The organism is Nonomuraea sp. NPDC005983 (assembly GCF_040614375.1).
GTDB lineage: Bacteria > Actinomycetota > Actinomycetes > Streptosporangiales > Streptosporangiaceae > Nonomuraea.
The window spans coordinates 24,864-51,424 of record NZ_JBEXUP010000057.1; the positions used below are offsets into that span (position 1 = coordinate 24,864).

The following is a 26,561-nucleotide window of genomic DNA, read 5'->3' on the forward strand; positions in this document are numbered from 1 at the left end:
GTGCATCCCTTCGGGAGGGGTTCGTCCCGGGGGAGCGTAGACAGGCCCGCCCGGAAAAGTAAAGACTCACGTCAACGTAGATCCGTTTGGTGAATCATTCACATAGCAGAGCCGGGCTAGCAGGTGAACTCTTGACATCGAAGGTGCATGTAGGGGAAATTTCCTCACATGGCTGCGCCAGCTGAGAATAATTCACCCACCGCGACAGGGATCCTCGCTCGCATCCGCGGGATCGAGCCCACCCTGACCGCGGCACAACAGCGCATCGGCGAGACGATCCTCGCCGACCCGGCGACCGTGGCCGCGTCCACCATCACCGAGCTGGCCGAACGCTGCGCCACCTCGCTGACCACGATCACTCGCTTCTGCCGCGAACTGGGCCTGGCCGGTTACCCAGAGCTAAGGCTGGCGCTGGCGGCGGAGCTCGGACGCACCAAGGCGACCACGCACGACACGGCGCTCATCGCCTTCTCTCCGGACGACCCCGCGAGCATGGTGCTGCGCAGCCTGCTGACCAGCGACATCCGCGCCATGGAGGAGACGGCGGCCCAGCTCGATCTCGCGGCCGTGGACCGCGCCGTCAACGCGCTGGTCAGGGCCAGGTTCACCGACTTCTTCGCCGTCTCGGGCAGCGCGGGCGTCGCCATGGACCTCCATCTCAGGCTGCACGCCATCGGCCGGCCCTGCGCCCTGTGGACCGACGTGCACAGCGCGGTATGCAGCGCCAACGCGCGCGACCACCGCGACGTGGCGATCGGTATCTCCCACTCGGGTACGACGGCCGAGGTCGTCGAGCCCCTGACCATCGCCAAACAGCGCGGCGCCACCACGATCGCGCTCACCAACTTCCCCCGCAGCCCGCTCGCCGAGGCTGCCGACATCGTGCTGACCACCGCCGCACAGGACACCCCCTTCCGCGCCGGCGGCGTGGCCGCCCGCCACACCCAGATGCTCGTCCTGGACTGCCTCTACATCGGCGTGGTCCAGCGCACCCACCAGACCAGCAACCACCTGCTGACCGCCGCCACGGAGGCGGTCACCAAGCACCGCCTGCCCCAACGCTGACCCAGGAGCCCCCATGCGACTGGCCCCCCTCACGGCCGCCCTCCTCCTCGCCGTCACCGCGTGCGCCCCAAGCAGCACCGCCTCGAACAAGACCGACAAAATCACCCTTTCCGTCTGGGGATGGGGACCCGAGGCGAACTACGACAAGATGTTCGCCGAGTACGAGAAGCTCCACCCCGGCGTCGACATCGACGCCCGCTCCTTCACCACCGCCACCGAGTACGACACGATCCTGTCCACGGGCCTCGCCGGAGACAGCGGCCCCGACCTGGCCTGGCTGCGCGCGGGCGCCAACCTGCAGCCGCTCGTCGAGGCGGGCAGGCTGCTGCCGCTGGAGACGAGCGACGTACCAGGCCTGAAGGACTTCAACGAAGGCGTGCTGCGCTCCGCCAAGGGCGACAAGGACGGCAAGGTGTACGGCGTGCCGTTCGCCATCCAGACCCTGCAGGTGATCTACAACAAGAAGATCTTCGCCGACAACGGCATCACCCCACCCCAGACCTGGGACGACATGATCGCGGCCGCCGAGAAGCTGAAGGCCAAGAAGATCGTCCCGTTCGCGTTCGGCGGCAAGGACGACTGGATGCTGCCCATCGTGGCCGGCATCTTCGGCACCGCCGACTGGGGCGGCGACGACTTCCTCAAGGCGGTCAAGGCCAAGCAGAAGAAGTTCACCGACCCGGCCTTCGTGGCGGGCATCGACAAGCTCAACAAGCTCAAGCCGTACTTCCCCGACGACGTGGCGGGCGTCTCCTACACCGACGCGCAGATCCTGTTCTCCTCCGGCAAGGCGGCCATGTTCCCCGGCGGCCTGTGGGAGCTCAACTTCTTCGGCGAGAACGCCAAGGACGTCGACCTGGGCGTCTTCACCCCGCCGACCCAGAAGGGCCAGGGCCTCATGCCCGGCTTCACCGACGGCTCCTACGGCATCAACGTCAAGACCAAGCACAAGGCCGAGGCACTGAAGTTCGCGGCGTGGCTGGCCAGCAAGGACTACGGCCAGCTCTACACCGACACCCTGCGCATCTTCTCCGCCGTGCCGGGCGTCAAGCCCAAGGACGCCCTGCTCAACGAGGTCGCCACCGGATTCGAGCAGCACGGCGCCAGCTACTTCATGAACGAGTTCGCCTACGGCAACCCCTCCTCGCAGACCGTGTTCTCCAAGTCGCTGCAGGAGATGCTGCTGGGCAGGATCACCGCCCAGGAGGCGGCGGCACAGCTCGACAAGAGCGTTTCCACATGGCTCTGATCACCCGGCGGGGATCGTCCTACCTGTTCCTGATCCCCGCCTTCGTGCTGTACTCCCTCTTCGTCGTCTATCCGCTCTTCACCGGCCTGACCTACAGCGTGTTCTCCTGGAAGGGCACGCTGCGCGACACCTTCGTCGGCTTCGCCAACTACGCGGGGCTGCTCACCGGGCAGTTCCTGGACCAACTCCTGTCGGCGCTCGGCCACAACGCCCTGCTGTTCGCCGGGACGATGCTCGTGCAGAACACGCTCGGTCTCGCCTTCGCCCTCGCCCTGTCGCGGGTGCGGCGCGGCAAACGGGCGCTGCAGACCATGTTCGCGCTGCCGTACCTGGTCAACCCGCTGGTCATCGGCTATCTGTGGACGCTGCTGCTCAGCCCGACGTTCGGGCCGGTCAACGCGCTGCTGCGGCCGGCGGGGCTGGCCATGCCGTGGCTCGGCGACCCGTCGACCGCGCTGCCGACCGTCATCCTGATCACCTCCTGGCAGTGGGTCGGCTTCCCGATGCTGCTCTTCAGCGCCGCCCTCGGCGGCATCCCCCAGGAGTACGGCGAGGCGGCCAGGACCGACGGGGCGACTTCGTGGGAGGTCTTCTGGCACATCACGCTGCCACTGCTGCGCCCGGCGATGGCCACGATCACCATCCTCAGCTTCATCGGCAGCATGAACACCTTCGCTCTCATCTACGCCCTCGGCGGGTCCAACGGTGCTCCCGCCGGCGCGACCGACGTACTCGGCCTGCTGTTCTACCGGGCGGCGTTCGCCTCGGGCGACGTCAACGCCCTCGGCACCTCCTCGGCCCTGGCGGTCTTCATGTTCACCTTCATCTTCGGCTCGACCCTCCTGCTCGAACGCGTCCTGAGGAGGAGGTCGTGAAGACGCTCTCGATCAAGGCGCTCCTGTGGGGGTACGCCGTGCTGTCCATGACGCCGCTGATCGTCATGGTGCTCAGCTCGTTCCGCCAGACCAGCGAGATCTTCGACGACCCGCTCGGCCTGCCCAACGGGTTACCGCTGGGCAACTACGTCAAGGCGTGGACAGAGGCCTCATTCTCCACCTACGTCTTCAACTCGGTCATCGTCGTCGTCTCGGCGGTGCTGCTCGGCGCGGTGGTGTCGCTGCTGGCCGCCTATCCGCTGGGGCGCAGCAGCTTCGGTGGGCGCGGCCTGTTCACCGCCTACTTCATCTCCGGGATGACGCTGCCCGCCCATCTCGGCGTGCTGCCGCTGCTCTACCTGCTGGAGAGCCTCGGCCTGGTCGACTCGCTGGTGGGCCTGATCCTCGTCTACGCGGCCGGGTCGATCCCGTTCAACGTCTTCGTGCTCACCGCGTTCTTCCGCCAGCTTCCGCACGAGCTCGACGAGGCCGCCTCGCTCGACGGCGCAGGGCCGTTCGCGACGTTCTGGCACGTGATGCTGCCCCTGGTACGGCCGGCGGTGGCGACCGTGGTCGTCTTCCAGTTCGTGCCCCTGTGGAATGACTTCTTCTACCCGCTCGTGCTGATGCGCGACGAGACCAAGCTGACCCTTTCCGTGGGCCTCACCCACTTCTTCGGCGAGTTCCAGAACGACTGGGGGACGCTCTTCGCCGGGCTCGTGATGACCACGATCCCGCTGGTCGTCCTCTTCGTCCTCGCCACGCGCCAGATCGTCGCCGGACTCACCGCCGGCATGAACCGTTGAGGAGTCAATTATGGATCTTGTGATGGCGTTCACCGACATCGTGCGGAAACGCGTGGACGAGCTGGTGGACGGCCAGCTGCCCGCCATCAGGCAGGCGGGCGCGTTGATCGCCGACGCCGTACGGGCCGGAGGGGTGATCCACGCCTACGGCACCGGCCACTCCGAGGCGGCGGCGCTGGAGGTGGCGGGACGGGCCGGCGGGCTCATCCCGACCAACCGGCTCACCCTGCGCGACCCCGTGGTGCTCGGCGGTGCGGATCCGGACGAGGTCGACCCCTTGGCCGAGCGCGATCCGGGCACCGCACACCAGGTGCTGGCCCTGCACACGATCGAGCCCGCCGACGCCTTCGTGATCGCCTCCAACTCTGGCGGCAACGGCTCGACCGTGGAAATGGCCAGGCTGGTCAAGGAGCGCTCGCTGCCGCTCATCGCGATCACATCGCTCGCGCACACCAGCATGATCACCTCGCGGCATCCGTCGGGCCTGCGGCTGTTCGAACTGGCCGACGTCGTGATCGACAACCTCGCCCCGTACGGCGACGCCGTGCTGGAGACCGGGCACGGGCCGGTCTGCGGCATCTCCTCGATCACCTCGGCGCTGGCCGTACAGCTCATGGTCGCCGAGGCGATCGGCCTGCTCAGCGCCGCTGGAACGGTCCCGCCCACCTATCTGTCAGCCAACATTCCCGGCGCCGACGCGCACAACGAAGCCCTCCAGGCCCAGTACGCCGGCCGGATCAGGATCGGTGCGCTGTGACCTTCACGATCGCGGCCTTCTGGCCGCCGCCCCCGCACCAGACGACCGTGGCGCGCTACCGCGAGATCGCCGAGGCCGGGATCGACCTGGTCATCACCGGCAACTACCTCAACGACACCATCATCCTGAGGCACGCGCTGACCTGCGCCGACGAGGCCGGGCTCGGCGTGCTCGTGGCGTCCGACCCGCGGGTGGACGTCCTCATGCGCGACCTCGACTCCGCTTCCGACGAGCAGATCGGCACGCTGATCGGCAAGGTGATCGACGACTACGCGGGGCACCGGTCGTTCCGCGGGGTCAGCCTCATGGACGAGCCGTATCCCGACCGCTTCGAGCGGCTGGCGAGCGGCGTCCGCGCCGTGCGCTCCCGCGGTCACCTCGCTTACGTCAACCTCTTCCCCGGTCACCATGTCAGGCCCTATGACGCCTACGTCGGCTCCTTCGTGGACGCGGTGAATCCGTCACTGCTGTCCTTCGATCGCTACCCCTTCCTGTCCTCCGGCGAGGACGAGGGCTACTTCGCCGACCTCGCCCTGATCCGCGCGCACGCCCTGCGCGCCGGGATCCCCGCGTGGATGCACGTCCAGACTCTCGGCTACGACAACCACCGCACGCCGAGCGCCGCCGAGATCGCCTGGCAGGTCAACACCGCGCTCGCGTACGGCTACACCGGCATCCAGTACTTCACGTACTGGACACCCGACCCGGCGCGCGGCGAAGGCTTCCAGCCCGCGCTCCTGTCCGGCGACGGCGTCCCCACCCCGCGCTACGCCGCCGTGCGCGAGCTGAACCGCCGCTGGCTGCGTCCCGTGGGCGAGGAGCTGGCGCGCCTGCCGTGGGGCTCGGCCGGCCACACGGGCCCCGTCCCCGCGGGCGCCCAGCCCGTGGCGGACGGCGTCGTGCTGGCCGGCGACGCCGTCGTCGGCCGGTACGGCCCGCGGCACCTGTTCGTCTGCAACGCCGGCCACTCCTCCCCCACCGAGGTCACCCTGGGCATCGACTCCCTCACGGTCTTCGACCCCGCCACCCGCTCCTACCAGCCGTGCTCCCCCACCTTCCCCCTGGAACCGGGCGCCGCGCGGCTGCTGCGCACGGCGGCCTGATGCTCTTCGCGGGGGTCGACGCGGGTGGCACGTCCACCCGCGTCGCCGTGCACACCGCGTCCGGCGAACGCGTCGGGTACGGCACGGCCGGCTCCGGCAACCCCGCCGCCCACGGCCACGCCGCCGCGGCCTGCGCCATCAACGCCGCGCTCCGCGCCGCCCTCGACGGCCTCGCCCCCTCCGCCGTGGCCGCCACAGTGGCAGGAGTGTCGGGAGCCGACGACGGATTCGCCGATGTCCTCGCCCGCCTCTGGACCTCGCAGGGCCTGCCCTGCGCTCCCCGCATGCTCGGCGACGTGGACGTCGCCTACGCCGCGGGCACGCCGTCCCCCACCGGCACGCTGCTGCTGTCCGGCACCGGCGCGGCCGCCGCCCGGATGGTCGGGCGGCAGGTCGACGCCGTCGCCGACGGGCTCGGCTGGCTCCTGGGCGACGAGGGCAGCGGCTTCTGGATCGGCCACGCCGCCGTGCGCAGCTCCGTCCACGCCCTGGACGCCGCGGAATCCTCCGCGAGCCTGGGGCCGCTGGCGGCGCTGGTCGTCCGGCACTACGGGGTGTCGGGCACACCACGCCGTATGGCCGACCAGATCGTCCGGCACGCCCAGGCCGACCGGATGACCGTGGCCGCAGCCGCACCGCTGGCCGGGCGGGCGGCCCTGCTCGGCGACCCGGTCGCGCGCTCCATCGTGCGGCAGGCGGCGCAACACCTCGCCACCACCGCCGCCCGGGTCCACCGCGACGGGCCCATCGTCCTGGCGGGCAGCGTCCTGACCAGCCACGGGCCTGTCCGCCTGGCCGTACAGGAACTGCTGGAGGAAGGCGAGGTGCTGACGGCCCAGGACGGAGCAGGCGGGGCGGCCTGGCTGGCGGCACTCCCCCACGTGGGAGAGGAAGCGGCCCGCGCCACACACCACCGTTTCGTCACGCCTTCCCCATTGCAGGCGTAGCCAGAACCGAGGCCGTAGCAGCAGCTCAGGCGGCGTTTACGGAAAGGATTCCCACCGTCTTCGGTGTCACGGCCGGTGTGAACTCGCCGCCAGCTCCTACAGCCGCGCCCGAAGTGCGTACGCTGATCATTGCTTGACCGTGACTCGAGGCGGGGGTGAGCGTGGCAGAGGAGACACGACCTGGCCGGGTGGTCGGTGGCCGTTACCGGCTGGTCACCGACCTGGGGTCCGGTGGATTCGGACGGGTCTGGAAGGCCCGTGACGAGACCCTCAACGTCGACGTCGCGGTCAAGGAGCGCTGGCTGTCTCCGGTGGCGTCCGTTGCCGAGCAGGCCGAGCGGCTGACCCGCGCCGTGCGTGAAGCCCGCAACGCCGCCCGGCTTCGCGACCACCCGAACATCGTCGCGGTCCACGATGTCGTCATCGACGACGACGCCCCGTGGATCGTCATGCGACTGGTCCACGGCTGCTCGCTGGAGGACCGCCTCAAGGCGCACGGACCGCTGCCAGTGGACCAGGCAGCGGACGTCGCCAGGGCACTGCTACGGGCGCTCGGCACGGCGCATGAGGCGGGGGTCGTCCACCGCGACGTCAAGCCGGGCAATGTCATGCTGGCCGCGAACGGGGAGATCCTGCTCACCGACTTCGGAATCGCCGTACACCAGACCGACACCGCACTAACCCACACCGGGATGCTCATCGGCTCGCTGGCGTACATGGCCCCGGAGCGGGCACGTGGCCAGGACGCGACAGGGCTCAGCGACCTGTTCTCACTCGGGGTGACGCTGTACCAGGCCGTCGAGGGACTCTCGCCGTTCCACCGCGACACGTCGAGCGCGACGCTGGCCGCGGTCCTGTTCGAGCAAGTCCCACCACCGCGGCAGGCGGGGCGGCTCGCGCCGCTCATCACGCGGCTGATGGACAAGGCCCCGGACGAGAGGCCGTCGGTCTCTGAGGCGCTGTCCCTGACCGATTCGCCGACAACCGTTCGATCCGCGCTCGTGTCCGACGAACAACGGGCACCCTCACCCAAGACCAAGATCCTTACGACGTCGGGACACATCGAGCGGAAAAGGCGGATGCACTGGCAACAAGTGGGCGCTTCCCTGCTGCTGGCGCTGGTGTTCCTGCTCGGCGTCGCGGGCCTCGACGCCGGCAGTTGGGATGGCTTCGTCCCAGCTCCTCACAGTAGTGACGCCAGGATCGCCCCCGTCGCCATTACTTCCCTCCCTGCCCTCATCAGCGCCCTCACCGTCGCCGGAATCGTCGGCCCCGCCGTCGCCGCCGCCGGTGTCGTCGTCGCCGCTGCCGTCGGCCTGGCCGCCTTCGGCGCCTACTTCGCCGCCGTCTACCTCGCCGTCGCCTTCGGTACCGACGTCTTCAGAACCTGGATGACGCTGGTCCAAGCCCGATGGGCCTCGCTGGTCACCATCATCGTCCTCTTGGCCATCGCGGTCGGGTGGCAGCTGGAGTCGGAGAAGGGCAGCAGCAAGCAAACAGGGCTGACGCCGTGATGAACGGGATGCACGCGGCTCGGGTCGTCGCAGTGCTTCAAAACTCGCAGCTCGGGTCACGCCGCCCGGTGGTATCAGTTGATCGCTCCGCCCGAGTACCGTGCGGGCGGCGGGCTCTGGACGTCAGCCTTCGGCGAGACAGAAAGGGTGCCCGGCAGGGTCGGTGAAGACCCGCCACCGGTCGCCGCCCGGCTGGAACTCGGGCTTGGCCGCGCCCAACTCCAGCACCAGCGCCTCGGCCTCGTCGAGGTCGTCGACCGCGAAGTCGAGGTGGAACTGCTGTGGCACCCTCTGGTCGGGCCAGCGCGGCGCCTGGTAGTCATCGACGCGCTGAAAGCCGATCCAGAGCCCGTCCTCGCGGACGAGCCCGGCGAAGTCGTCGCCGGAGCCGGGCGCGAGTTCGAGCCCGGTGGCCTGCTGATAGAACGCGGCCAACGCCCTGGTATCGGGGCAGTCGAGGTTGATCGCCGTCAGTTTCAGTTTCGCGGGCATCGGCAACTCCGTCATGGCACGAGTTCACAGCTTCCGCTGAGTCATACCAGAGGTGGCCTTGGCGATGTTCTCGCGCAAGCGTTGCGAGCAATATCCGGTCACCGCGACGCACAGCGCCTACAACATCGTTTGCGGGGCGTTGCCGGAGATCGGCCGCGAGGTTGGCTTCACCGCGCAGGGCCCGCAGTGGGGCGCCCGGCCAGTTTGCACACCGCCATCCTTGAACCTCACAGGTTGCCGCCTTGTACCCGCGCATGGGATCTCTATGGATCATGAGCGATCCTCAGCGTGTCGGCGACTATGCCATCGCGCGCCGTCTGGGCAGCGGCGGGCAGGCCGTGGTCTACGAGGGGTACGGCAAGGCCGGCGAGCGGGTGGCGGTCAAAGTACTGCACGAGAAGGCCGGGTTGGGCAGGCCGGTCGCCAAGGAGGTGGCGGCCGCACGACGGGTGGCACCCTTCTGCACGGCACGCATCTTGGACGCCCAGTTCGACGGGGCGCAGCCGTACATCGTCAGCGAGTACGTCGACGGGCCGAATCTTCGCGAAGCCGTTACTCGCAACGGCCCCTACTCAGGGGACGCCCTGCGCAGGCTCGCGATCGGGATCGTCACCGCGGTGGCCGCCATCCATGACGCGGGCGTGGCCCACTGTGATCTCAAGCCGGACAACGTACTTCTGGGCCCGGACGGACCGCGGGTCATCGACTTCGGCATCGCCCGCATCGTCGACAACTCGCTGACCACGTTGCGCGGCATCATGGGTACGCCTGGATACATGCCGCCCGAGCTGTTTTCAGGCGGCTTGCCCACGCCTGCCGCAGACATGTTCGCCTGGGGCTCAGTCATCGTTTTCGCCGGCACTGGCACGGCGCCGTTCGCCCGGCAGCAGGTCGCCGCAGCCATATTCGACGTGCTCCGCAAGGACGTCGACATGAGCACTCTGGAAGAGCCGCTGAGGAGCCTGGTCTCCGCCACCCTGGCGAAGGACCCCGAGTCTCGGCCCACTGCACGCGAGGTGCTGCTCGGCCTGCTCGAAGGGGTGGGCGACGGCAGCCTGCTCCAGGCAGGTAGCCGAATCGCCGCCGAGATGCACGGCGAAGCCGTCGATCCGCACCTTGGCGAGCATGCCGAGCGTGCGTTCGACACGCTGTCCCCCAAAGAGCAGGGAGCGGCCGATCAGCTCTTGCTCCGCATCGTGCACGGAGACGGCTCCGTGGGCAGCGTCGATCCGAACGAGCTGGGCGGCACCACGATCGAACCGGCCATGAACGCGCTGGCTGATAGCGGTGTGCTGCACGTGCACGGCGGCCACGTGTCGCTGGCCAACTTCGCGCTCATCCAAGCCTGGCCCCGGCTAAGAGACCTGATCGCCGATGAGGGGCCCGGCCTGTCCACCTACCAGCGGCTGCGCGAAGCCGCGCGCGCCTGGGACCTGCACGGTCGCCGGGAAGGCGACCTTTACCAGGGAGCAGCGCTCGAACAAGCGACCACCTGGGCGGCCACCGCTCGCCGCCGTCTGGAACTGACGCCTGTTGAGCGAGCGTTCTTGGCGAGTAGCGCGAGCTTGACGCAACGCCGGTTACGGCGCCGCCGCTTGATCTCCGTGGTGCTGACCGTGCTCCTCGTCGCCAGCGCGACCTTCGCGGGGCTGATGGAGGTCAACCGCCGTGCGTTCGAGCGCCAACGCGACGAGGCCGTGGCCAGGCAGCTGGCAACCAGGTCGGAGACCTTGCGAGAGTCGGATCCCACAGCCGCCCTGCTGCTCAGCGCGGCGGCCGCCACCACGGCCGATCTTCCCGACATCAGGAAGGCCCTGATCGGATCCCTGGCCCAGCCCAGCCTGGTCCGCCGGACTACCCAGGCCGTGGGACTGGGCCAGGATGGCAGGTCGATCGTCGAGATCAAGGATGGCGCCGCCGTGATCAGCGACGGCACCACCGGGCGGACGCTCGCCCGCGTACCGGGTGTCGAGCGCGAGATCAAGGTGCGTGTCGCGTTCCTCTCCGCCGACCGGCGTTATCTGGCCACGGCCGAGTGCAAGGACGAGTACTGCAACTACGGCCCCACCGTGACCATCCGGAGCACTGCGGACGGCAAGCAGGTCGGGCGATCCGTCGTATGGCGCGACGGGGTGCTGGATCGCAACGATCTGAGATTTGACGCCGACGGCCGGCTGCTGCGCCAGGCCACGTGCGGCAAGCCGGCGGTGTTCGCGGGGCCACGGCATGCCGGCACCCTGGTGGGTTGCACATCCGGGTCGTCGGTCGGCGTCGCGGACGCGGGCACCGGGCGGGTCGTATCGCAGGCTCGGGCAGGCGGGTCTGATGTGCCACGGTTCGCACAGCTCAGTCCGGATGGGCGGCTGCTCGCCGTACAGCGGGATGACACCAACGTCGACGGAGATCCCCGAACGTATTTCGTGGATGTATGGACCGTCAGCAACGGGGTGCTGGGCCGGCGGGCAGGCCGCGCCGCCTTCCCGTTGCACGAGACGCCGGTGATGAACTCGGGCTCCAACGAGTGCTGGCCAGAACAGCTGATCTTCGATCCTTCGGCGAAGATCCTTGCTGGCGAAGACTGCGGGCAGGTCGTCATCTGGGGCCGAACCTCCAGCCTCATGCACTCCCCCACCATGCCGAATCCGAGGGAGGAGGAGGGGTGGCGGCCGATGGAGGTGCTGCAGACCTTCGAGCATCCGGTCGGTTCCTCGATCGCCTTCACCTCCGACGGCGACCTGCTGACGATGATGAGCGACGGCGAGCTCCGCACGGTGGACGCCAGGCCTCTCACTCACGCCACCGCGCGCATCGGTTCGGTGAAATCAGCCGCTTTCAGCCATGACGGGCGCCTTCTCGCCGTCATGAACGACAGAGCGCTCCGGGTCGTGGACGCCAGTTCAGGAAGGCTGATTCACGAATTCAGGCAGCCGTGGGTCTCTCCGGATTTCACCGCCGCCATCAACGGTCTCCACCTGCCACCACTGCGCTTCTCGCCGGATGGACGATTGCTCGCCGTCAACGGCGACGGTGCCGAGGTCGTGCTGATCGACGTGACAACCTGGCGGGTCGTCGCCGAGTACACGCTCGCCCACGACCGGTCCGGGTCGGACAGCCCCACCGCCGGCAGCGGCGACATCCTGGCCATGGACTTCTCCGCGGACGGCACGTCCCTTGCGGTAGCCGTCGCCATCATGGACGACAATTCGCCGGTCAACGGCCTCAGCGTGCACGTGTGGAACACCCGTACGGGCCGCGAAACCCGTGTGGTGAAAGACGTCTACGCCGAGACCTTGGCCTTCGCGCCCGACGGCACGAACATCGTGGTCGGCCACCCCGACGACGGGGTGTGCGTCGTGGTGCTCACCGCGTCGAAGTCGACCTGTCAAGGGCGGTCGACCCAGGGCTTCCGCATGCCCGGCTACTCCACGGAGAGTATGGGATTCACCCCTGACGGCAAGCACGCGCTATTGCGCGTCGCCGACGGCTCCGCGGTTCTGTGGGATCCGCAGTCGGGGCGGACGGCCGGGCCGGTCATGCGGGGCCATACCGAGGACTGGATCAGCACGGCCGCGTTCACCGGGGACGGCAAGTGGCTTGCCACCGGCGGTTACGACAACACCGTCAGGCTGTGGGACATCGGCACCGGGACCGCGATCGGGCCGGCGTTCCGGCACGACGGCGACGTGCTGGCCGTGGCGTTCGGAGACGAGGGCAGGACGCTGCGCAGCGTGGATTCCAGCGGCGGTGTGCACGCCTACCCGCTTGATCTCGACCGAACGCTGAAGGCGGTCTGTGCCAGAGCGAGCAGGGACCTGTCCGATGCGGAACGCGCCCTCTACGGCGTCCCGGAAGGCGCCGTGTGCAAGACGCAATAAGCCATTGATCAACATTCTCATCGGCCTTACGGGCCCAGATCAGTAGGAGGAACCATGTCTTCAGCCGTCATCGCCGCGCTCGCCACCGCTGCACTGCTGGCCGTACCGGTCCCCGCCTCAGCCACCTCTTCTCCATCCGGATGCGAAGGGACTCGGATCGTGCACACCCCGGTGAAGATCCAAGGAGGCGACACAGCCGCGTATATCCATGTCTTCTATGACGCCAGGTCCGCCACCGCCTGCGCCTATCTCAACTCCACCAACCAGACGTGGGGATACTCCAAGAACATGACCATCCAGCTCAAGCACTGCGCACGCCCCAGCCAGACACGCGGCGTCTGTAACGGACAGCTGCAGTCCACCGCCGTTGGCGGATGGAGCAAGGGGCGCAGCGACATCGCCACGCTGCACATCACTGACGGCTACATCATGGGGGTCGGCCGTATCTGGTGGAACAACAACTATGGCCTGAACCAGTCACGCGCCGTCGCCAAGGTCAGCAACGCGGCCGTCGCACAACGTGACCTCGACCAGGCAGTCACCACCGCCGACGAAGCCACCCGATAGGGGGACGACATGTTCGAACCTGGCTGGCGGCCAGCCCCTCAAGGCAAGCTCCGGTAGAGCGAGAACCGCCGCTGGAGCGAGCAGATGCGCGACTCCAGCGGCGGTGTCTACCGCGATCACCACATGCCCAGCACCCCGCCGAAGATGTCCTCGCCCCGGCCGCCCAACACCGCCCCGCCGCCCGGCGGCGGGTCCAGCGTCATCGACGAGCACGTGGCGAAGAACCTTCAGGGCCGTCACGTCCGGGACACCGGTACCGGGCTCAACCGCGCCTTCTTGCCATGGCCTGTTGGAGCACCTGCCTGGCAGGACGGCACGGCTTGCCCTGCGCTTCCAGGTACTCCTCGAGCCCGAAGGGCAGCCACTGGCCGTTGAGCAGGAGAGGATGGGAGGGGAACTGCCACACCGCGAAGGCGAAGATCAGCGGAGACCACCTGCTCCGCAACATCCGTGTCATGCCGTTCCCCGACTTGGCCGTGTAGGTCATGTGGAAGTCGGTGGTACCGACGAGATTGATGGAAGACAGGACTGTGTAGGGGTAGCCCACCGGCGGGTTTCCGTCGCGATGGTCGAGGCTGAACTGGAAGTTGGTGATGGTGACCACTGCCGTGCCGGTCAGTGGGCGCCACCGAGGTACGGCGTCGGCCTTGGCCTTCTTCGCTCGCATGGAGTTGATCATGGCTACGCTGAATTGGTTCCACGCAAGGTCGGACGCCTTGCTGACGCCGATGCCGTCGCTGAAGCCGGCCCGCCGGTAGCTGCCGTCGCCCAGGCCGCTGAACTCCCACAGCTGGCATTCGCCGATCACCAGCACCCGCTCGTTGGCGGCGAGTCTGAGCGTCGTCGGAATCACGGGCAGGTTCGCCGCGCCCCCGGCCCCGTACCACTCGTCGACGATCTCGCAGGTCTCCCTGAGAGTCCCGGCCTCAGGGGTGAGGCCCTCCCACATGTCCTGGTTCATCAATCGTTCCTCCTGATCATGATCGTGTTATCGGGGTGCGCGCCCTGTCCGTGGCGACCAGCCCGTATCAGCGAGCCGGGCGGCGGCGTCATCGATGGCGGCTTGCTCGGGGTGTGCTGTGTGCCGGTCATGGTTGCCAGCGGAGGGTGGGGCTTTGGGTGCCGGTGTATTGCGGCGTCCATTCCGGGGGGAGCGGGTCCGTGCCGGTTTGGGCGCTGGCGGCGGTGTAGTAGTGGCCGGGTTCCGGTGGGGTGAAGGTGTTCGCGCAGGTGGTGACCTTTTGGTCATCGGGCAGAGCGACTGGGCAGGAGTGCAGGCTCTGGCGGTATTTGTCCTTGGAGTCGCGGTGGGTCAGCCACACGTAGGCGGTCACCTCGCCGCTCGTCCCGGCAGGTTGCAGGGCCTTGATGTAGACGTTCATCCGCACCTTGCCCTGACTCAGCTCGATGCACGGCTTGATCGCCACGCCTGCCCGGACGACCGGCTGATAACCTCCGCGGCAGACCTCGGCGCCTTCTCCGGATCCGAAGTCCCTCAGCGAGGGTGAGCTGCTCGGCGGTACGGGGATCGCATCAGTCGCCTTGATGGCGTCGCACGCCCATACCTTCCAGATCACGGCGATGGCGGCGGCCGCGAACGCCGTGATGAGAGTCAGCTTCGTTCCGATTCTGGCGTTGTCACCGTTGCGCATGAGCTGTTTGAACCCTTCTCCAGCGAGACGGAACGGGGAACGGCTTGGCGGCAGACGAGTCCGTCCTGCCGTCTCTGCTCCCAGCAGAGCGCACTGGTGGGGTGTCCAGGCAGGTCAGTGGACAATGCTGGACAGAGTCGGCCCACTCGAAGGCGTCTCGAGAGCACGACCGAGAGGCGAGTGGAAGAGGTCGCCGCAGCGGCGGCACCAGCTCGGCGAGCGATCATATGATCACCTCACATGGGAGAGCCCATGCCCATCGAGCAGAGGCGGATTTCCACCTCAAAACGCGCTTTCAAGAGGTCTGCATGGATGTCAGCGATCTGAACCCCGAACAGATCGACACGGTGCAGCAGTTCGCCCGGGCGCTACGGACGATCCAGGCCCGGGCGGGGCTGTCGCTGCGGCAGTTGGAGAAGAACGCCGATGTCTCCAAATCCACGCTCTCGCTGATGCTGAAAGGAGAGCGCCTGCCGACCAAGCGCACCGTAGAGGTGTTCTTGAGGGCCTGTGGTCTGGGTGAGGAGCAAGCTGAGCCCTGGCTCCGGACCCGTGGGCACCTTGAAAGCGGATGGCCGACGCCCGACAGCTCCGACGAACCGGGCGGCTCAGAGGCTCCCCGGCCATCGAGCGCCCTCGCTGACGATCAACAGTCACGTGATCGACGGCCACGGATCACTGTTTACGCTGTCGTCGCGGTGGCGGTACTGGGGGCGGCCGGAATATGGGGAGCCATCCACTTTGGGAGTACGTCGGCGCCGCCACCCGGCGGTGAAGCGTGCCGCGAAGGTTATCAGCCGGTCGTCCGGGCAGGCGTGGCGATCAAGCCGTGCATCGAGCTGAGTCAGGGCAAGGTGCGGATGAACGTCTACATCAAGGCCCTGCAACCTGCCGGGACGAGCGGCGAGGTGACCGCCTACGTATGGCTGACCCACCGCGACTCCAAGGACAAATACCGCCAGAGCCTGCACTCCTGCCCAGTCGCTCTTCCCGATGACCAAAAGGTCACCACCTGCGCGAACACCTTCACCCCACCGGAACCCGGCCACTACTACACCGCCGCCAGCGCCCAAACCGGCACAGACCCGCTCCCCCCGGAATGGACGCCGCAATACACCGGCACCCAAAGCCCCACCCTCCGCTGGCAACCATGACCGGCACACAGCACATCCCCGAGCCGTACGCCCCGTAGAGAGAAACCGTCCGAGCCCGCATCAGATCGCCGGTGGATAATCACCGGCATGCGGTTGGGAATCCTGGGCGAGACTCGGGCGTGGCGCGACGGCGGGGGCGAGGTTCCGTTGGGCGGTCCGGCCCGCCGCGCACTGCTTGCCCTGCTGCTGGTCCGTCCCGGCGAGGTCGTGTCAGCCGACCGGCTGGCCGAGGAGATCGACCCGGACGGCGCGCTGTCGGCGCACGCGCTGCAGTCCCAGGTGTCCCGGCTGCGCACGGCTCTCGGCTCGGCGGCGGTGATCGAGCGGGCCGGGGCGGGCTACCGGATCGTGGTCCCTCACGACGACGTGGACGCCTGCCGGTTCGAGCGGCTGGCCAGGGAAGGCCGGGCCGCACTGCGCGAGGGGGACGCCGGGCGGGCGGTCGCGCTGCTGCGCGAGGCGCTGGAGCTGTGGCGAGGCCCGGCGCTGTCCGACCTTTCCGAGAGCGAGACGGCCCAGGTCGCCGCCGTGAGGCTGGAGGAGCAGCGGCTCGCGGCGCTGGAGGACCGGATCGAGGGCGAGTTGCGACTCGGCGGGCATCGCCTGCTCGTACCCGAGCTGCGCGAGCTGGTCGGTCGCCATCCGCTCCGGGAACGCCTGACGGGGCTGCTGATGCGGGCGCTGTTCGCGGAGGGCGGGCAGGCCGAGGCGTTGGTGGTGTTCGAGCAGACCCGGCGGCACCTGGCCGACGAGCTGGGCGCCGACCCCTCGGCCGAGCTGGTGACGCTGCACAGGGAGCTGCTGAGCGCCGACCCGTCACCGTCGCCCGCCGCGCCGCCCGCCCAGCTGACGACCTTCGTCGGCCGCGCCGAGGAGGTGGCCGAGGTCGCCGAACTGCTGTGGGTCGCCCGGCTGGTCACGCTGATCGGCCCCGGCGGCGTCGGCAAGACCCGGCTGTCCGTCGAGGTGGCCGCGGTCGCGGCCGACGACGTGTGCTTCGTGGAGCTGGCCGCGCTGCGCGACGGCGCCGGATTGCCGCAGGCGCTGCTGAGCGCGTTCGGCCTGCGCGAGAACGGGCTCCATCTGGAGGTCGGTGGGCAGACACCGGTCGACCGCCTGATCGCGGCGCTGTCGGACCGGATGCTCCTGCTCGTCCTGGACAACTGCGAGCATCTGGTCGAAGAGGTCGCCATGCTGGCGGCCCGCCTGCTGGCGGCGTGCCCGCGGCTGCGCGTTCTGGCGTCGAGCCGGGAGCCGCTCGGCATCATCGGCGAGAACCTCTGGCACGTGCGGCCGCTCGACGACGCCGCGGCCGTGCAGCTGTTCACCGACCGGGCGCGCGCCGTGCGGCGCGCCTTCGCCGCCGACCCGGCGACGGTGCGGCGAGTCTGCGCGGCCCTCGACGACCTGCCGCTGGCCATCGAGCTCGCGGCGGCACGACTGCGCACGCTGGACATCGACGACCTCGCGGAGCGCCTGCACGACCAGCTCGGGATCGCGGCCCGCGGCAGCCGGACGGCCGACGAGCGGCATCGGACGTTGCGCTCGGTGGTCGCGTGGAGCTGGGACCTGCTGTCGGAGCCCGAGCAACGGGCCGCGCAGCGGTTCACCGTCTTCGCCGGAGGTGCCACCGCCGAGGCCGCGCGGCCGGTGTGCGGCGCCGACGGCGAGACGCTGGAGTCGCTGGTCGACAAGTCGCTCCTGGAGGTCGTGGGCGGTCGCTACCGGATGCTGGAGACGATCCGCGCCTACGGGGCCGAACGGCTCGACGCGGCCGGCGAACGCGAATCGGCACGGCGCGCCCACGTCCGGCATCACCTGGAGCTGGTGCGGACGGCCGAGCCGCATCTGCGGCAGGCCGAACAGCTGGAGTGGCTGGCGGCCCTGGCGGCCGAGCACGCCAACCTCCTGGCGGCTGTGCGCTGGGCGGTCGAGGCGGCGCAGGTGGAGACGGCGCTCCAGCTGCTCGCCTCGGCCTCGACCTACCTGTGGATCCGAGGCACGTCGGCCTCGGTCGCGCCGCAGGCGATCGCGCTGCTCGACGCGATGGTGGGCGACGCGCCCCCGGCCGGGCTCGGCGAGGAGTATGCGACGTGCGTGCTGCTCGCGGCCTCCGGCGCGGCCGGGCGGGCGGTGTGGCAGCGGCACCGCTCGACGGCTGAGAAGGCGCTGGCCGCCGCGTGGTCGGGTGCGCAGCCGGGCCGCTACCCGGTCGGCCTGCTCCTGTGGATGATGCGGAACGCGGGCGAGGCCGACCCGCAGGGCGCGTTCGCGCTCGTCTCGTCCCAACGCGACTGCTCCGAGCCGTGGGTGCGGGCGGTCGCCCAGTACGTGTCAGCGTTCGGCCGCCTCCGTGAGAGAGACCACGCGTGGGCCGAGCGCACCTTCGCCGCAGCCGCCGAGGGCTTCCGCGCGATCGGCGACCGATGGGGCACCGCGCTGGCCCTGGACGCGCTCGCCGGGCTGGCGGCCGCGCGCGACGACCACGCCGAGGCGATCGCCCTGACCGACGAGGCGATCACGCTCACCGAGCAGCTCGGCGCCCTGGAGGACAGCGCCGACCTGCTGGTCAACCGGGGAGATCACCTCGTCGGCGCCGACCTGGCAGCGGCGCGCGCCGACTATGCGAAGGCCGCCGACCTCGCCCGCCGCGCCGGTAGCTCCACCTACCTGGCAGCCGCCCTACGCGGGCTCGGTGACATCGCCCTGCTGGAGCAGGACCTGGCGGCGGCGGAGCGGCTGTACGCCGAGGCCGTGGAACGGATCGACCCGCACTGGGTCAAAAGCCTCGGCAATCGGGCGCGCGCACTCGCCGGGCTCGGCGTGGTCGCCGAGGCACGCGGCGACCACGCCGCGGCCCGGGCACGCTACCAGGAGGTCGCCGAGTCGGCGACCGTGATCGACGCTCCCACTCCCGAGGCCCTTCGCCTGCTGGGCCTGCCCGAGAGTCTGGTCGAGGCGGTGAGCCGGCTGTGAGCGTGCGGTGAGCCCTCCGGTGGAGGCTCCGCGTCATGAAGAACATCAACGTCCTGATCTCCGGCGCCTCCGTCGCCGGCCCCGCGCTCGCCTACTGGCTCCATCGGCACGGCTTCACCCCCACGATCGTGGAGCGCGCCCCTGCCCTGCGCGACGGCGGCTACGCGGTCGACTTCCGGGGCGAGGCGCACCTGTCGATCCTCCGGCGCATGGGCGTCCTCGCCGACCTCGAACGCGCCCGCACCGGCATGGGCGCCATGTCGTACGTCAACAGCGCGGGCAAACTCCAGGCCACGATGCCCGCCGACCTGTTCGCGGGAGACATCGAGATCCTCCGCGGCGACCTGGCACGCGTCCTCTACGACGCCACCAAAGAGCACACCGAGTACATCTTCGGAGACTCCATCACCTCGCTCACCGAGGACGCCGACGGCGTGACCGTCACCTTCGAACGCACCCCGCCACGCAGGTTCGACCTCGTGATCGGCGCCGACGGGCTGCACTCCAACACCCGCCGCCTGACGTTCGGACCGGAGGAGCGGTTCGTCAAGCACCTCGGCCTCTACTGCGCGATCTTCACCACGGGCAACCACCTCGGGCTCGACCACACCGGGCACGCCTACCGCACCGCGGGCAAGCTGGTCGCGATGTACAGCGCCCACCACAACACCCAGGCCAAGGCCGTCTTCTACTTCGCCTCGCCGCCGCTGGACCTCGACCGCCGCGACGTCCCGCAGCAGCAGGCCGTCCTCGCCGAGCAGTTCACCGGCAACGGCTGGCAGAGCGACCGGCTGCTGCACGACATGCGGCACGCGCCCGACTTCTACTTCGACACGGTCGCGCAGGTCCGCATGGACAGCTGGACGCGCGGCCGGGTCGCCCTGATCGGCGACGCCGCCTCCTGCCCGTCCTCCCTGTCGGGCATGGGCTCCGGGCTCGCCCTGGTCGGCGCGTACGTCCTCGCGGGAGAGCTGGCCGCGGCGCGCGGCGACCACCGCGTCGCGTTCGCCCGCTACGAGCAGGAGATGCGCGCGTACGCGGAGGGTTGCCAGAAGATGGGGGACGGCGTCGCCAAGCTCATGGTTCCCGGAAGCCGCTTCCTGGCCGCGTTCCTCAACCGCTACTACAAGATCATGCCCTACCTGCCGGGGAAGAACATGGCCGCCAACATGGCCCGCAAGGCCGCCGAGAACATCACGCTACGCGACTACCGGGACCTCGCCAGTCGATAGGCCCCTGGGGTCAGCGGCGGGTCCGCGCATGAGCTGTCCGCAAAGTATTCACCATCCCTTTGACGGCCTTTGTCTTTATTGACCCGAGTGCGGGGATCATTGCGGTGTCCGTCGCACCCCCACAAGGAGGCTTCGTGCACACGTCGCAACGCCCCGGACCTTCCTGGCCGATCAGGATCACCGTCATCCTCGCCGCCGTCATGTCCCTCGTCGGCCTGGTAGGCATCACCCCCGCCAACGCCTCGGTCTACAACTCCTGCACCATCTCGCGGTGCGCCGACGCCCGCTCGGCCGGCGCGACCTGGGCGTCCAAGGGCTACCCCACCGCCAGCGGCTGGTACTCCTGGCCGGACGGCAAGTACAACTACACCGGCGGACGCTTCTACAACCGCGAGGGCCAGCTCCCCAGCGGCGCCACCTACTACGAGTACGACGTTTACTCCCGGGCGCGGGGCGCCGCGCGTGACGCGTACCGGATCGTCGTCAACCGCAGCACCGGCGTGGTGTGGTTCTCGCCCAACCACTACACCGACTTCTACCGCCTCTAGGAACTCCCATGACCTCCGCCGCGCGTCCGCTGCCGTACTGGCTGACGGTGTCCACCAACCCAGCACCGGCGATTCTGGACGGGCGGGCCTGCCGGACCCGCGCCGCCTTCTTCGAGGAGGTGGCGCGGGCTCTGCGCTTCCCCGACTACTTCGGCCGCAACTGGGACGCGCTCGCCGACTCCCTGCGTGACACCGGCGCCGTCGCCCTGATCGTGGGGCACGCCGAGGAACTGCTCAGCGCCGAGCCTCCCGGGCAGTTCGCCACCTTGCTGGCCGTCCTCGCCGACGCCGCCGAGGCCGGGCTGACCGTGACGCTGTGCACCGACCCCGACCACGAGGCCCTCCTCCGGCAACGGACCGCCGCCGCCCTGCCCTGAGCCGCCAACGCGGCGCGCGGGATCACACCTCAGGCGCGCGGCTACCGCTACAGCGTGGCGTACATCCCCCTTGCCCGCTGGCGAGGGAGATGGATCCTGGCGAGCTCTCGCAGCGCTCGCACGGCGCCGGTCTGCCTGGCCATGGCGAGAGCCTGACGGGCCGTTTCGGCCGACTGCTCGCGCTCGTGGGCGTCGGCGTACGCGTGGGCCATCCGAGCCATGACGTACGCGGCGGCGTAACTCGACGGCGCCCGCAGCGACTCGTGCTCCAGGATCTCGATCGCGCTGCGGGCCTGACCGAGGTCGACGAGGCACCCCGCGCACAGGGTGTTGTGGGCCTCGGCGGAGCAGTCGAACCGGTAGTGCGGGTCATAGCCGGGTTCCGCGAGTGACTGGGCGGACTCCTCCAGGCGGCGACGGCACATGTCCAGGTCTCCGGCGAGGGCGTACCCCTGCGCCTCATGATGCCGGGACAGCGCGTCCACCAGCGGCGGGAGGCTGACGCGTTCGCGGGCGGCGACGGCCAGGTCGACGAGCTGTCCTGGAGTGCCGGCGGTGTCGGACAGGCCGCCCCGCTGGGCCAGCGCGTACGCCTCGAGCAGCGTGTCCGCCGCTTCACGGGCGTCGCGGATGGCCTCGTCCGACCACGCCAGGGCACCGTCGGGGTCGCCGGCCTCGTGGTGCATGCGACTGATCAGCTCCGCGTTCTCCGCCGCGAGCAGCAGCAACGCGCGCCTCACGAGCGAACTGGCGTCGCGGTGGAACTCCTCGATCCCGGAGAAGACGGGCCGCAGGAGGTGGATCACGTCGGCGGGCCGGAGATCGGTTCGGGTGTAGGCGTCGAGGATCGCCTTGAAGTAGCTGACCGTCGCCTCGTCCGCCCGCTTGGGAGTCTCGATCGCGCGACCGATGCGCTCCTCCTCGTCGGGGGTGAACATCCCCGACACCAGCGGGATGCCCGTCAGGTAGTGCCACAGGGTGGTGCCGGCCGCGTCCCCGACGAACAGCTCCTCCTCGTCCACGTCGAACGCCCGGCAGAGCAGCTCCGTCTGCCACTCGTCGGGCCGTCGTTCTCCGGCCTCCCAGAGTTGAATCGTCCAGGTGAGCGTCTCGGGCGCGGGCAGCCGTTCGCGGGTCGCGTCGTCCGCCACGTCGGCCAGCCGCCTGCCGAGCTCCTGGCGGCTCCACAGCCGCCCGCGGCGCAGGGCTTGCAGACGGGCTGCCCACATCGGAACATCGATCTCAACCATCGGTCTATTCCTCACCATCCGAGTGGTCGCTGATGGCTCGTTCCTACTGTCCGGTTTCGGCGAGGCCAAACCTGAAGATATGCCCCGCTATGCAGGAGGGCCGCGGATGGCGCCTGTGTCAGCCGCCACTCGAGGCCGACATCCTGGCGTTCAGCCTCTTGGCAAGGTTCGTCGCTTAGGGCAATCATGTAATTGCTTTACGTGACGACGAAGGAGTGTGACGCCCTGGACGAGAGCCGGTCGATGTCGACACCACTCGGTTCGGCCATGCCCGAGGAACTGGTCAACGCGGGAGCGCCCAGACCGAGCCACGAACTCAGAGTCCCGGCCGACCTGGTCGCGACAGCCGAGCACGGGCTGGCCGCCGACGGCCGACCCCGCAAACGCGTACTGATCATCGGAGGCGGGATGGCCGGCCTGGTCGCCGCCTACGAGCTGATGCGACAGGGCCACGAGCCCGTCGTCCTGGAGGCGCAGCAGCGGGTCGGCGGGCGCGTGCTCACCCTGCGCGGGTTCGCGCCCGGCCTGTACGCCGAGGCCGGCGCGATGCGGATCCCGCGCGTGCACGACCTCACGCTCACCTACTGCGAGAAGTTCGGGCTGCCCCTTCGCCCGTTCGTCATGGGCAACCCCAACACCCTGGCCTACATCCAGGGCGTCAGGACCACGATCAAGGAGCTGAACGACAACCCCGAGATCATCGACTTCGAGCTGGCCGAGCACGAGCGCGGCCGCACCTACGAAGACCTGTGGCGCACCGCCACGCAGGAGATCCACGACCTGTACGCGGTGGAGGGCGAGAACGCGCTCGACCGCATCTGCGCCGAGTACGACCGCTACTCCATCCGCAGCTTCCTGCGCGAGCGTGGATTCTCCGAAGGCGCCATCGAGCTCTACGGCGTCATGAGCTTCCGGGAGGCCAACCTCAACGCGGCGGTCATCGAGCAGTTCCGCGAGATCATCGGGCGCGCGTTCGAGGACATGCAGGAGATCGAGGGCGGCGCCGACCGGCTGCCGAACGCCTTCTTCCAGGAGCTCAGGAAGCACATCCGGTTCGGCCACGAGGTCACCGCCATCGACCAGGACGACCACTCGGTCACCGTGCACCTCAGGACGGGCTCGGGCCGGACCACCCTCACCGGCGACTACGCGATCTGCACGATCCCGTTCTCGGTGCTGCGCGACATCGAGACCAGGCCCGCCTTCTCCCGCCGCAAGCAGCGCGCCATTCGCGAGCTGAACTACAACGCCTCCACCAAGATCCTCTTCCAGGTGCGGCGGCCGTTCTGGGAGCGGACCGACGGCATCGTCGGCGGCACCACGGTCACCGACCTGCCGATCCGGCGCATCTGCTACCCCTCGCACACCGCCTCCGCCGAGGACCGCTCGATCCTGCTGGCCAGCTACACCTGGGGCCAGGACGCGCTGCGGTGGGGCGCGATGTCGCCGCAGAAGCGGGTCGATCAGGCACTCGAGGACGTCGCCAAGATCCACCCCGAGATCTACGACCACTTCGAGTTCGGCGTCACGCACGCCTGGTACAACGACCCCTACGCGGCCGGCGCCTTCGCCCTGTTCGAGCCGCACCAGCAGAGCAACCTGCAAGACGCGATCGTCGCGCCGGAGGGCCGCGTGCACTTCGCCGGCGAGCACTGCTCGCTGTGGCACGCGTGGATCGAGGGCGCGCTGGAGTCAGGGCTCAGCGCGGCACGGGCCGTACACGAGGCAGGCTGAGCAAGCGGGCCCAGGCGGGCGCGTGCGGTCAGGCGCGCGCACCCGCGTGGCGCCCCTGGGCGGGGCGCGTCAGGAGCGCGCCCGCTCGGCGTAGCGGCGCAGGTGCGCGGCGGCCGTCGTCAGGTCGGCGGCGGCCGCCACGCAGGCGACGAGGTGGGCGTTGACCGCCTCGCGCAGCCAGGGTGGCGCGAGGCCGCCCGCCTCCAGCCTGGCCTCGATCTCGTGCAGGCGTTCGGCGCATTCGGTGAGCGCCCGGGCGTCGGACTGCAGGACGACGGCGTGGGCGGCGATCGCCGCGGCTTCGGCTGACATCGCTCCTCCGGTCAGGGGTCGGGGCGGCCGCTGGGGCAGGTCGTCAGCTCAGGAGTCGAGGCGGCCGCTGGGGTGGGTCGTCCGGTCAGGGGGTCCGTACGGGGACGGCGGCGTCCTGGAGGGTCTGGCGAGTGGCGGCCGACAGGCACAGCAGCGGGCGGGCGCCGTCGAGACCGAGTTCGCGAAGCCGGCGGGCCAGCGGGTGAGCCGACCGCGGCTCGACCGCCAGCCGAACCCGGGGCACGGGATGCAGGCGCCCCAGCCCGCGGGTCCGTACGCATGAGCGCAGCGTGGTGCCCGCCGCTCCCCGCGCGTACCCGACCAGGTCGCGGTCGCTCGCGGGCAGCGCGGGGCCGAGGAGCCCGCTCAGGGTGAGCAGCCGGTCGTCGGCGGCGCCGACGGCGACGCGCGCGGACCTGGCGGTGAGCTCGAACTCCACGGGCGCCAGGCACGGCTCGCCACCCCACAACCGCGGCGCCACGGCGGAGACGGCGGCCTCGTCGACCACGGACCCGGCCAGGAAGCCGCCCGAGCGCCGCCGGTCGGCGCCGCGCAGCAGGTCGGCCCAGACGCGCGGCGACCGCGGACGCCACGGATCGGGCACGACGACCCCGACGTGGACCTCGCGGTAGCCGCCCATGCTGGTGCGCCGGTTCCAGGAGGCGTGCACGGCGACGAGGGCACGCCCGGCGACCCGCACGGCGGGGCCCAACCCGGTGCCCCGCAGCAGGACCGCCACCGCGGCCGGGTCCGCGGCGAAGTACGCAGTGAGGGCGCTGCCGTCCTGGCACCGGATCGGCAGCTCGACCGTCCCCTCCGGGCCGTCCACCGCGTAGGTGGGCACGGTGAGGAAGGGGAACCCTTCGGGATGGGGGGCGCGGTCGGACAGCAGGTACGCCTGCGAGCGCACGACAGGCCCCCGGTACGGGGCGAGCCGCCCGTCGATCCGGCGACGGGCCTCGGGCAGGTCGTCGGCGATGTTGGCGATGTAGTGCTCGATGCTGTGGCAGAGCGGGAACAGGTGCGTGGCGTCGTAGTAGTCGACCACGTACCAGTCGGGGTGCAGGTCGAAGCAGCTGCCCGCGCCCTGCCCGTCGAGCGTGGGGACGATGTCGTGCTGGTTGGTGATGCTGGCGACCCAGGTGCGCGGGTCGGCGGCTGTCTTGAAGTCGATCGGCGATCCGACCGCGACGGCATGGGTGACGGTGTAGCGGGCGCAGAACGCCGCGTCCTGTGCCAGGTTCATGACGGCCGCGCCACCCGCGCTGTGCCCGATGAGAGCCAGCTCGGCGCCTTGGGGCAGGTCGTAGTCGTCGACGGCCTTGGCCAGCGCCCGGCTGTAGGGGCTGCTGGCCAGCACGGCGCTGCTGAAGGCGCCGAGCAGGTCTTGGGGCGAGTCGTCGGCGGGCCGTCCGGCTCGCATGCCGGGCGCCTGGACGATGTGGCGCACCACCCCGTCAGGGCCCTCGACGCTCTGGATGAGAGCCCGCCCGGTCGCGCCGATCGCGCTGATGTTGCGCAGGAAGCCGAGCAGCGACCCCTGCGGGCTCAGCCGCGCGGTTTCGGCGGCGGACAGGTCGATCCGGCGCGCGGCTCCCTCCCCCGTGTCGAGGGCGGCGACGGCCCTGTTGCTCATGCCGGTGATCGGGTCGGCGGTGGCGTAGCCCTTTCCCGTCGCGATCAGCCAGGCGGTGGCGTCGTTGAGCGGGTTCTCGTCCAGGAGGGCCCGCAGGGCGAGGACCTCGCCGAAGATCGGGGCGAGCTGACTGAGCGCGCGCACCGCGCCGCGGTCCTTGAGCAGAGCGCGCAGCGCGCGGACGGCCTCCAGGTCGCGGTCGGCGGCGGCCGCCTCGATGAGCCGGTCGAGCATGGGGTCGCTGGCCAGCTCGGGGTGGTCGGCGGCGACGGCGGCGATCCGCAGCCGCAGCGAGGTGGCCAGCACGCGTACGGCCAGGCTCTCCGCGCCCGCCATGGCGCCGAGCTTGGCCGCCAGGGTGACCAGGCGGCCGCCGGTGGGCGCGTATCCGAGGCCCTTGCCGTGAGTGATCGCGCGCAGCAGCGCGCGGTGGGCCGCAT

The 26,561-nt window shown here is 69.8% G+C and carries 22 protein-coding genes; 16 read left to right on the forward strand and 6 right to left on the reverse strand.

Annotated elements, in window-relative coordinates; translation table 11 throughout:
* Positions 1 to 168 precede the first annotated feature (168 nt).
* From ABZ297_RS24320 to ABZ297_RS24355, 8 genes are all read left to right on the forward strand, one after another.
* A complete protein-coding gene (locus ABZ297_RS24320; RefSeq protein ID WP_355350276.1) occupies positions 169 to 1,065 on the forward strand; it encodes a MurR/RpiR family transcriptional regulator in 897 nt (298 codons plus the stop codon).
* A gap of 13 nt (positions 1,066 to 1,078) precedes the next feature.
* Positions 1,079 to 2,314: an extracellular solute-binding protein gene (locus tag ABZ297_RS24325; protein ID WP_355350279.1), complete on the forward strand. Its 1,236-nt coding sequence runs from the start codon at positions 1,079 to 1,081 to the stop codon at positions 2,312 to 2,314.
* Positions 2,305 to 3,189, forward strand: coding sequence for a sugar ABC transporter permease (locus ABZ297_RS24330; RefSeq protein WP_355350282.1), 885 nt, complete (start codon positions 2,305 to 2,307; stop codon positions 3,187 to 3,189). Before ABZ297_RS24325 ends, ABZ297_RS24330 begins: the two co-directional genes overlap by 10 nt.
* The gene (locus ABZ297_RS24335) at positions 3,186 to 3,995 is read left to right on the forward strand and encodes a carbohydrate ABC transporter permease (protein ID WP_355350285.1); all 810 of its coding nucleotides are present in this window, start codon (positions 3,186 to 3,188) and stop codon (positions 3,993 to 3,995) included. Before ABZ297_RS24330 ends, ABZ297_RS24335 begins: the two co-directional genes overlap by 4 nt.
* A 10-nt stretch (positions 3,996 to 4,005) precedes the next feature.
* On the forward strand, positions 4,006 to 4,752 hold the full coding sequence (locus tag ABZ297_RS24340) for an SIS domain-containing protein (protein WP_355350288.1): 747 nt from the start codon (positions 4,006 to 4,008) through the stop codon (positions 4,750 to 4,752).
* Positions 4,749 to 5,855: a hypothetical protein gene (locus ABZ297_RS24345; RefSeq protein WP_355350291.1), complete on the forward strand. Its 1,107-nt coding sequence runs from the start codon at positions 4,749 to 4,751 to the stop codon at positions 5,853 to 5,855. Before ABZ297_RS24340 ends, ABZ297_RS24345 begins: the two co-directional genes overlap by 4 nt.
* Positions 5,855 to 6,802: a BadF/BadG/BcrA/BcrD ATPase family protein gene (locus tag ABZ297_RS24350; RefSeq protein WP_355350294.1), complete on the forward strand. Its 948-nt coding sequence runs from the start codon at positions 5,855 to 5,857 to the stop codon at positions 6,800 to 6,802. Before ABZ297_RS24345 ends, ABZ297_RS24350 begins: the two co-directional genes overlap by 1 nt.
* A 161-nt stretch (positions 6,803 to 6,963) precedes the next feature.
* On the forward strand, positions 6,964 to 8,316 hold the full coding sequence (locus tag ABZ297_RS24355; protein ID WP_355350297.1) for a serine/threonine-protein kinase: 1,353 nt from the start codon (positions 6,964 to 6,966) through the stop codon (positions 8,314 to 8,316).
* 123 nt (positions 8,317 to 8,439) lie between these two features.
* Here the strand turns inward: ABZ297_RS24355 and ABZ297_RS24360 are convergent, their stop codons facing one another.
* Entirely contained in the window at positions 8,440 to 8,808 is a 369-nt protein-coding gene (locus ABZ297_RS24360) for a VOC family protein (protein ID WP_355350300.1), read from the reverse strand.
* Between the two features lie 272 nt (positions 8,809 to 9,080).
* On the opposite strand from ABZ297_RS24360, the gene ABZ297_RS24365 reads away from it, so the two are divergent.
* Together ABZ297_RS24365 and ABZ297_RS24370 are read left to right on the forward strand one after the other, a co-directional pair.
* On the forward strand, positions 9,081 to 12,683 hold the full coding sequence (locus ABZ297_RS24365) for a protein kinase (RefSeq protein WP_355350303.1): 3,603 nt from the start codon (positions 9,081 to 9,083) through the stop codon (positions 12,681 to 12,683).
* A 54-nt stretch (positions 12,684 to 12,737) separates the two neighbouring features.
* Positions 12,738 to 13,250: a hypothetical protein gene (locus ABZ297_RS24370; protein WP_355350306.1), complete on the forward strand. Its 513-nt coding sequence runs from the start codon at positions 12,738 to 12,740 to the stop codon at positions 13,248 to 13,250.
* A gap of 262 nt (positions 13,251 to 13,512) precedes the next feature.
* On the opposite strand, the gene ABZ297_RS24375 is transcribed toward ABZ297_RS24370, so the two are convergent.
* Positions 13,513 to 14,211, reverse strand: coding sequence for a hypothetical protein (locus tag ABZ297_RS24375; RefSeq protein WP_355350309.1), 699 nt, complete (start codon positions 14,209 to 14,211; stop codon positions 13,513 to 13,515).
* A 127-nt stretch (positions 14,212 to 14,338) separates the two neighbouring features.
* Positions 14,339 to 14,902 (reverse strand): hypothetical protein, encoded by a 564-nt coding sequence (locus ABZ297_RS24380; RefSeq protein WP_355350312.1) that lies wholly within the window; start codon positions 14,900 to 14,902, stop codon positions 14,339 to 14,341.
* 308 nt (positions 14,903 to 15,210) lie between these two features.
* Between ABZ297_RS24380 and ABZ297_RS24385 the strand changes: the two genes are divergently transcribed.
* The 5 genes from ABZ297_RS24385 (at position 15,211) to ABZ297_RS24405 (ending at position 21,189) form a co-directional block, all read left to right on the forward strand.
* The gene (locus ABZ297_RS24385; protein ID WP_355350315.1) at positions 15,211 to 16,056 is read left to right on the forward strand and encodes a helix-turn-helix transcriptional regulator; all 846 of its coding nucleotides are present in this window, start codon (positions 15,211 to 15,213) and stop codon (positions 16,054 to 16,056) included.
* An 87-nt stretch (positions 16,057 to 16,143) separates the two neighbouring features.
* Positions 16,144 to 19,032, forward strand: coding sequence for a BTAD domain-containing putative transcriptional regulator (locus tag ABZ297_RS24390; protein WP_355350318.1), 2,889 nt, complete (start codon positions 16,144 to 16,146; stop codon positions 19,030 to 19,032).
* Between the two features lie 35 nt (positions 19,033 to 19,067).
* Positions 19,068 to 20,264, forward strand: coding sequence for an FAD-dependent monooxygenase (locus ABZ297_RS24395; protein WP_355350321.1), 1,197 nt, complete (start codon positions 19,068 to 19,070; stop codon positions 20,262 to 20,264).
* 134 nt (positions 20,265 to 20,398) lie between these two features.
* Positions 20,399 to 20,812, forward strand: coding sequence for a ribonuclease domain-containing protein (locus tag ABZ297_RS24400; RefSeq protein WP_355350324.1), 414 nt, complete (start codon positions 20,399 to 20,401; stop codon positions 20,810 to 20,812).
* A gap of 8 nt (positions 20,813 to 20,820) precedes the next feature.
* Positions 20,821 to 21,189 (forward strand): barstar family protein, encoded by a 369-nt coding sequence (locus ABZ297_RS24405; protein ID WP_355350327.1) that lies wholly within the window; start codon positions 20,821 to 20,823, stop codon positions 21,187 to 21,189.
* Positions 21,190 to 21,236: 47 nt separating this feature from the next.
* On the opposite strand, the gene ABZ297_RS24410 is transcribed toward ABZ297_RS24405, so the two are convergent.
* Entirely contained in the window at positions 21,237 to 22,439 is a 1,203-nt protein-coding gene (locus ABZ297_RS24410) for a hypothetical protein (RefSeq protein WP_355350330.1), read from the reverse strand.
* A 201-nt stretch (positions 22,440 to 22,640) separates the two neighbouring features.
* On the opposite strand from ABZ297_RS24410, the gene ABZ297_RS24415 reads away from it, so the two are divergent.
* Positions 22,641 to 24,173, forward strand: coding sequence for a flavin monoamine oxidase family protein (locus ABZ297_RS24415; protein ID WP_355350333.1), 1,533 nt, complete (start codon positions 22,641 to 22,643; stop codon positions 24,171 to 24,173).
* Between the two features lie 69 nt (positions 24,174 to 24,242).
* On the opposite strand, the gene ABZ297_RS24420 is transcribed toward ABZ297_RS24415, so the two are convergent.
* Both ABZ297_RS24420 and ABZ297_RS24425 read right to left on the reverse strand, forming a co-directional pair.
* Entirely contained in the window at positions 24,243 to 24,485 is a 243-nt protein-coding gene (locus ABZ297_RS24420; RefSeq protein WP_355350336.1) for a hypothetical protein, read from the reverse strand.
* 85 nt (positions 24,486 to 24,570) lie between these two features.
* Positions 24,571 to 26,561, reverse strand: a 1,991-nt coding sequence (locus tag ABZ297_RS24425; protein ID WP_355350339.1) for a hypothetical protein, incomplete at its 5' end; no start/stop codon positions are given.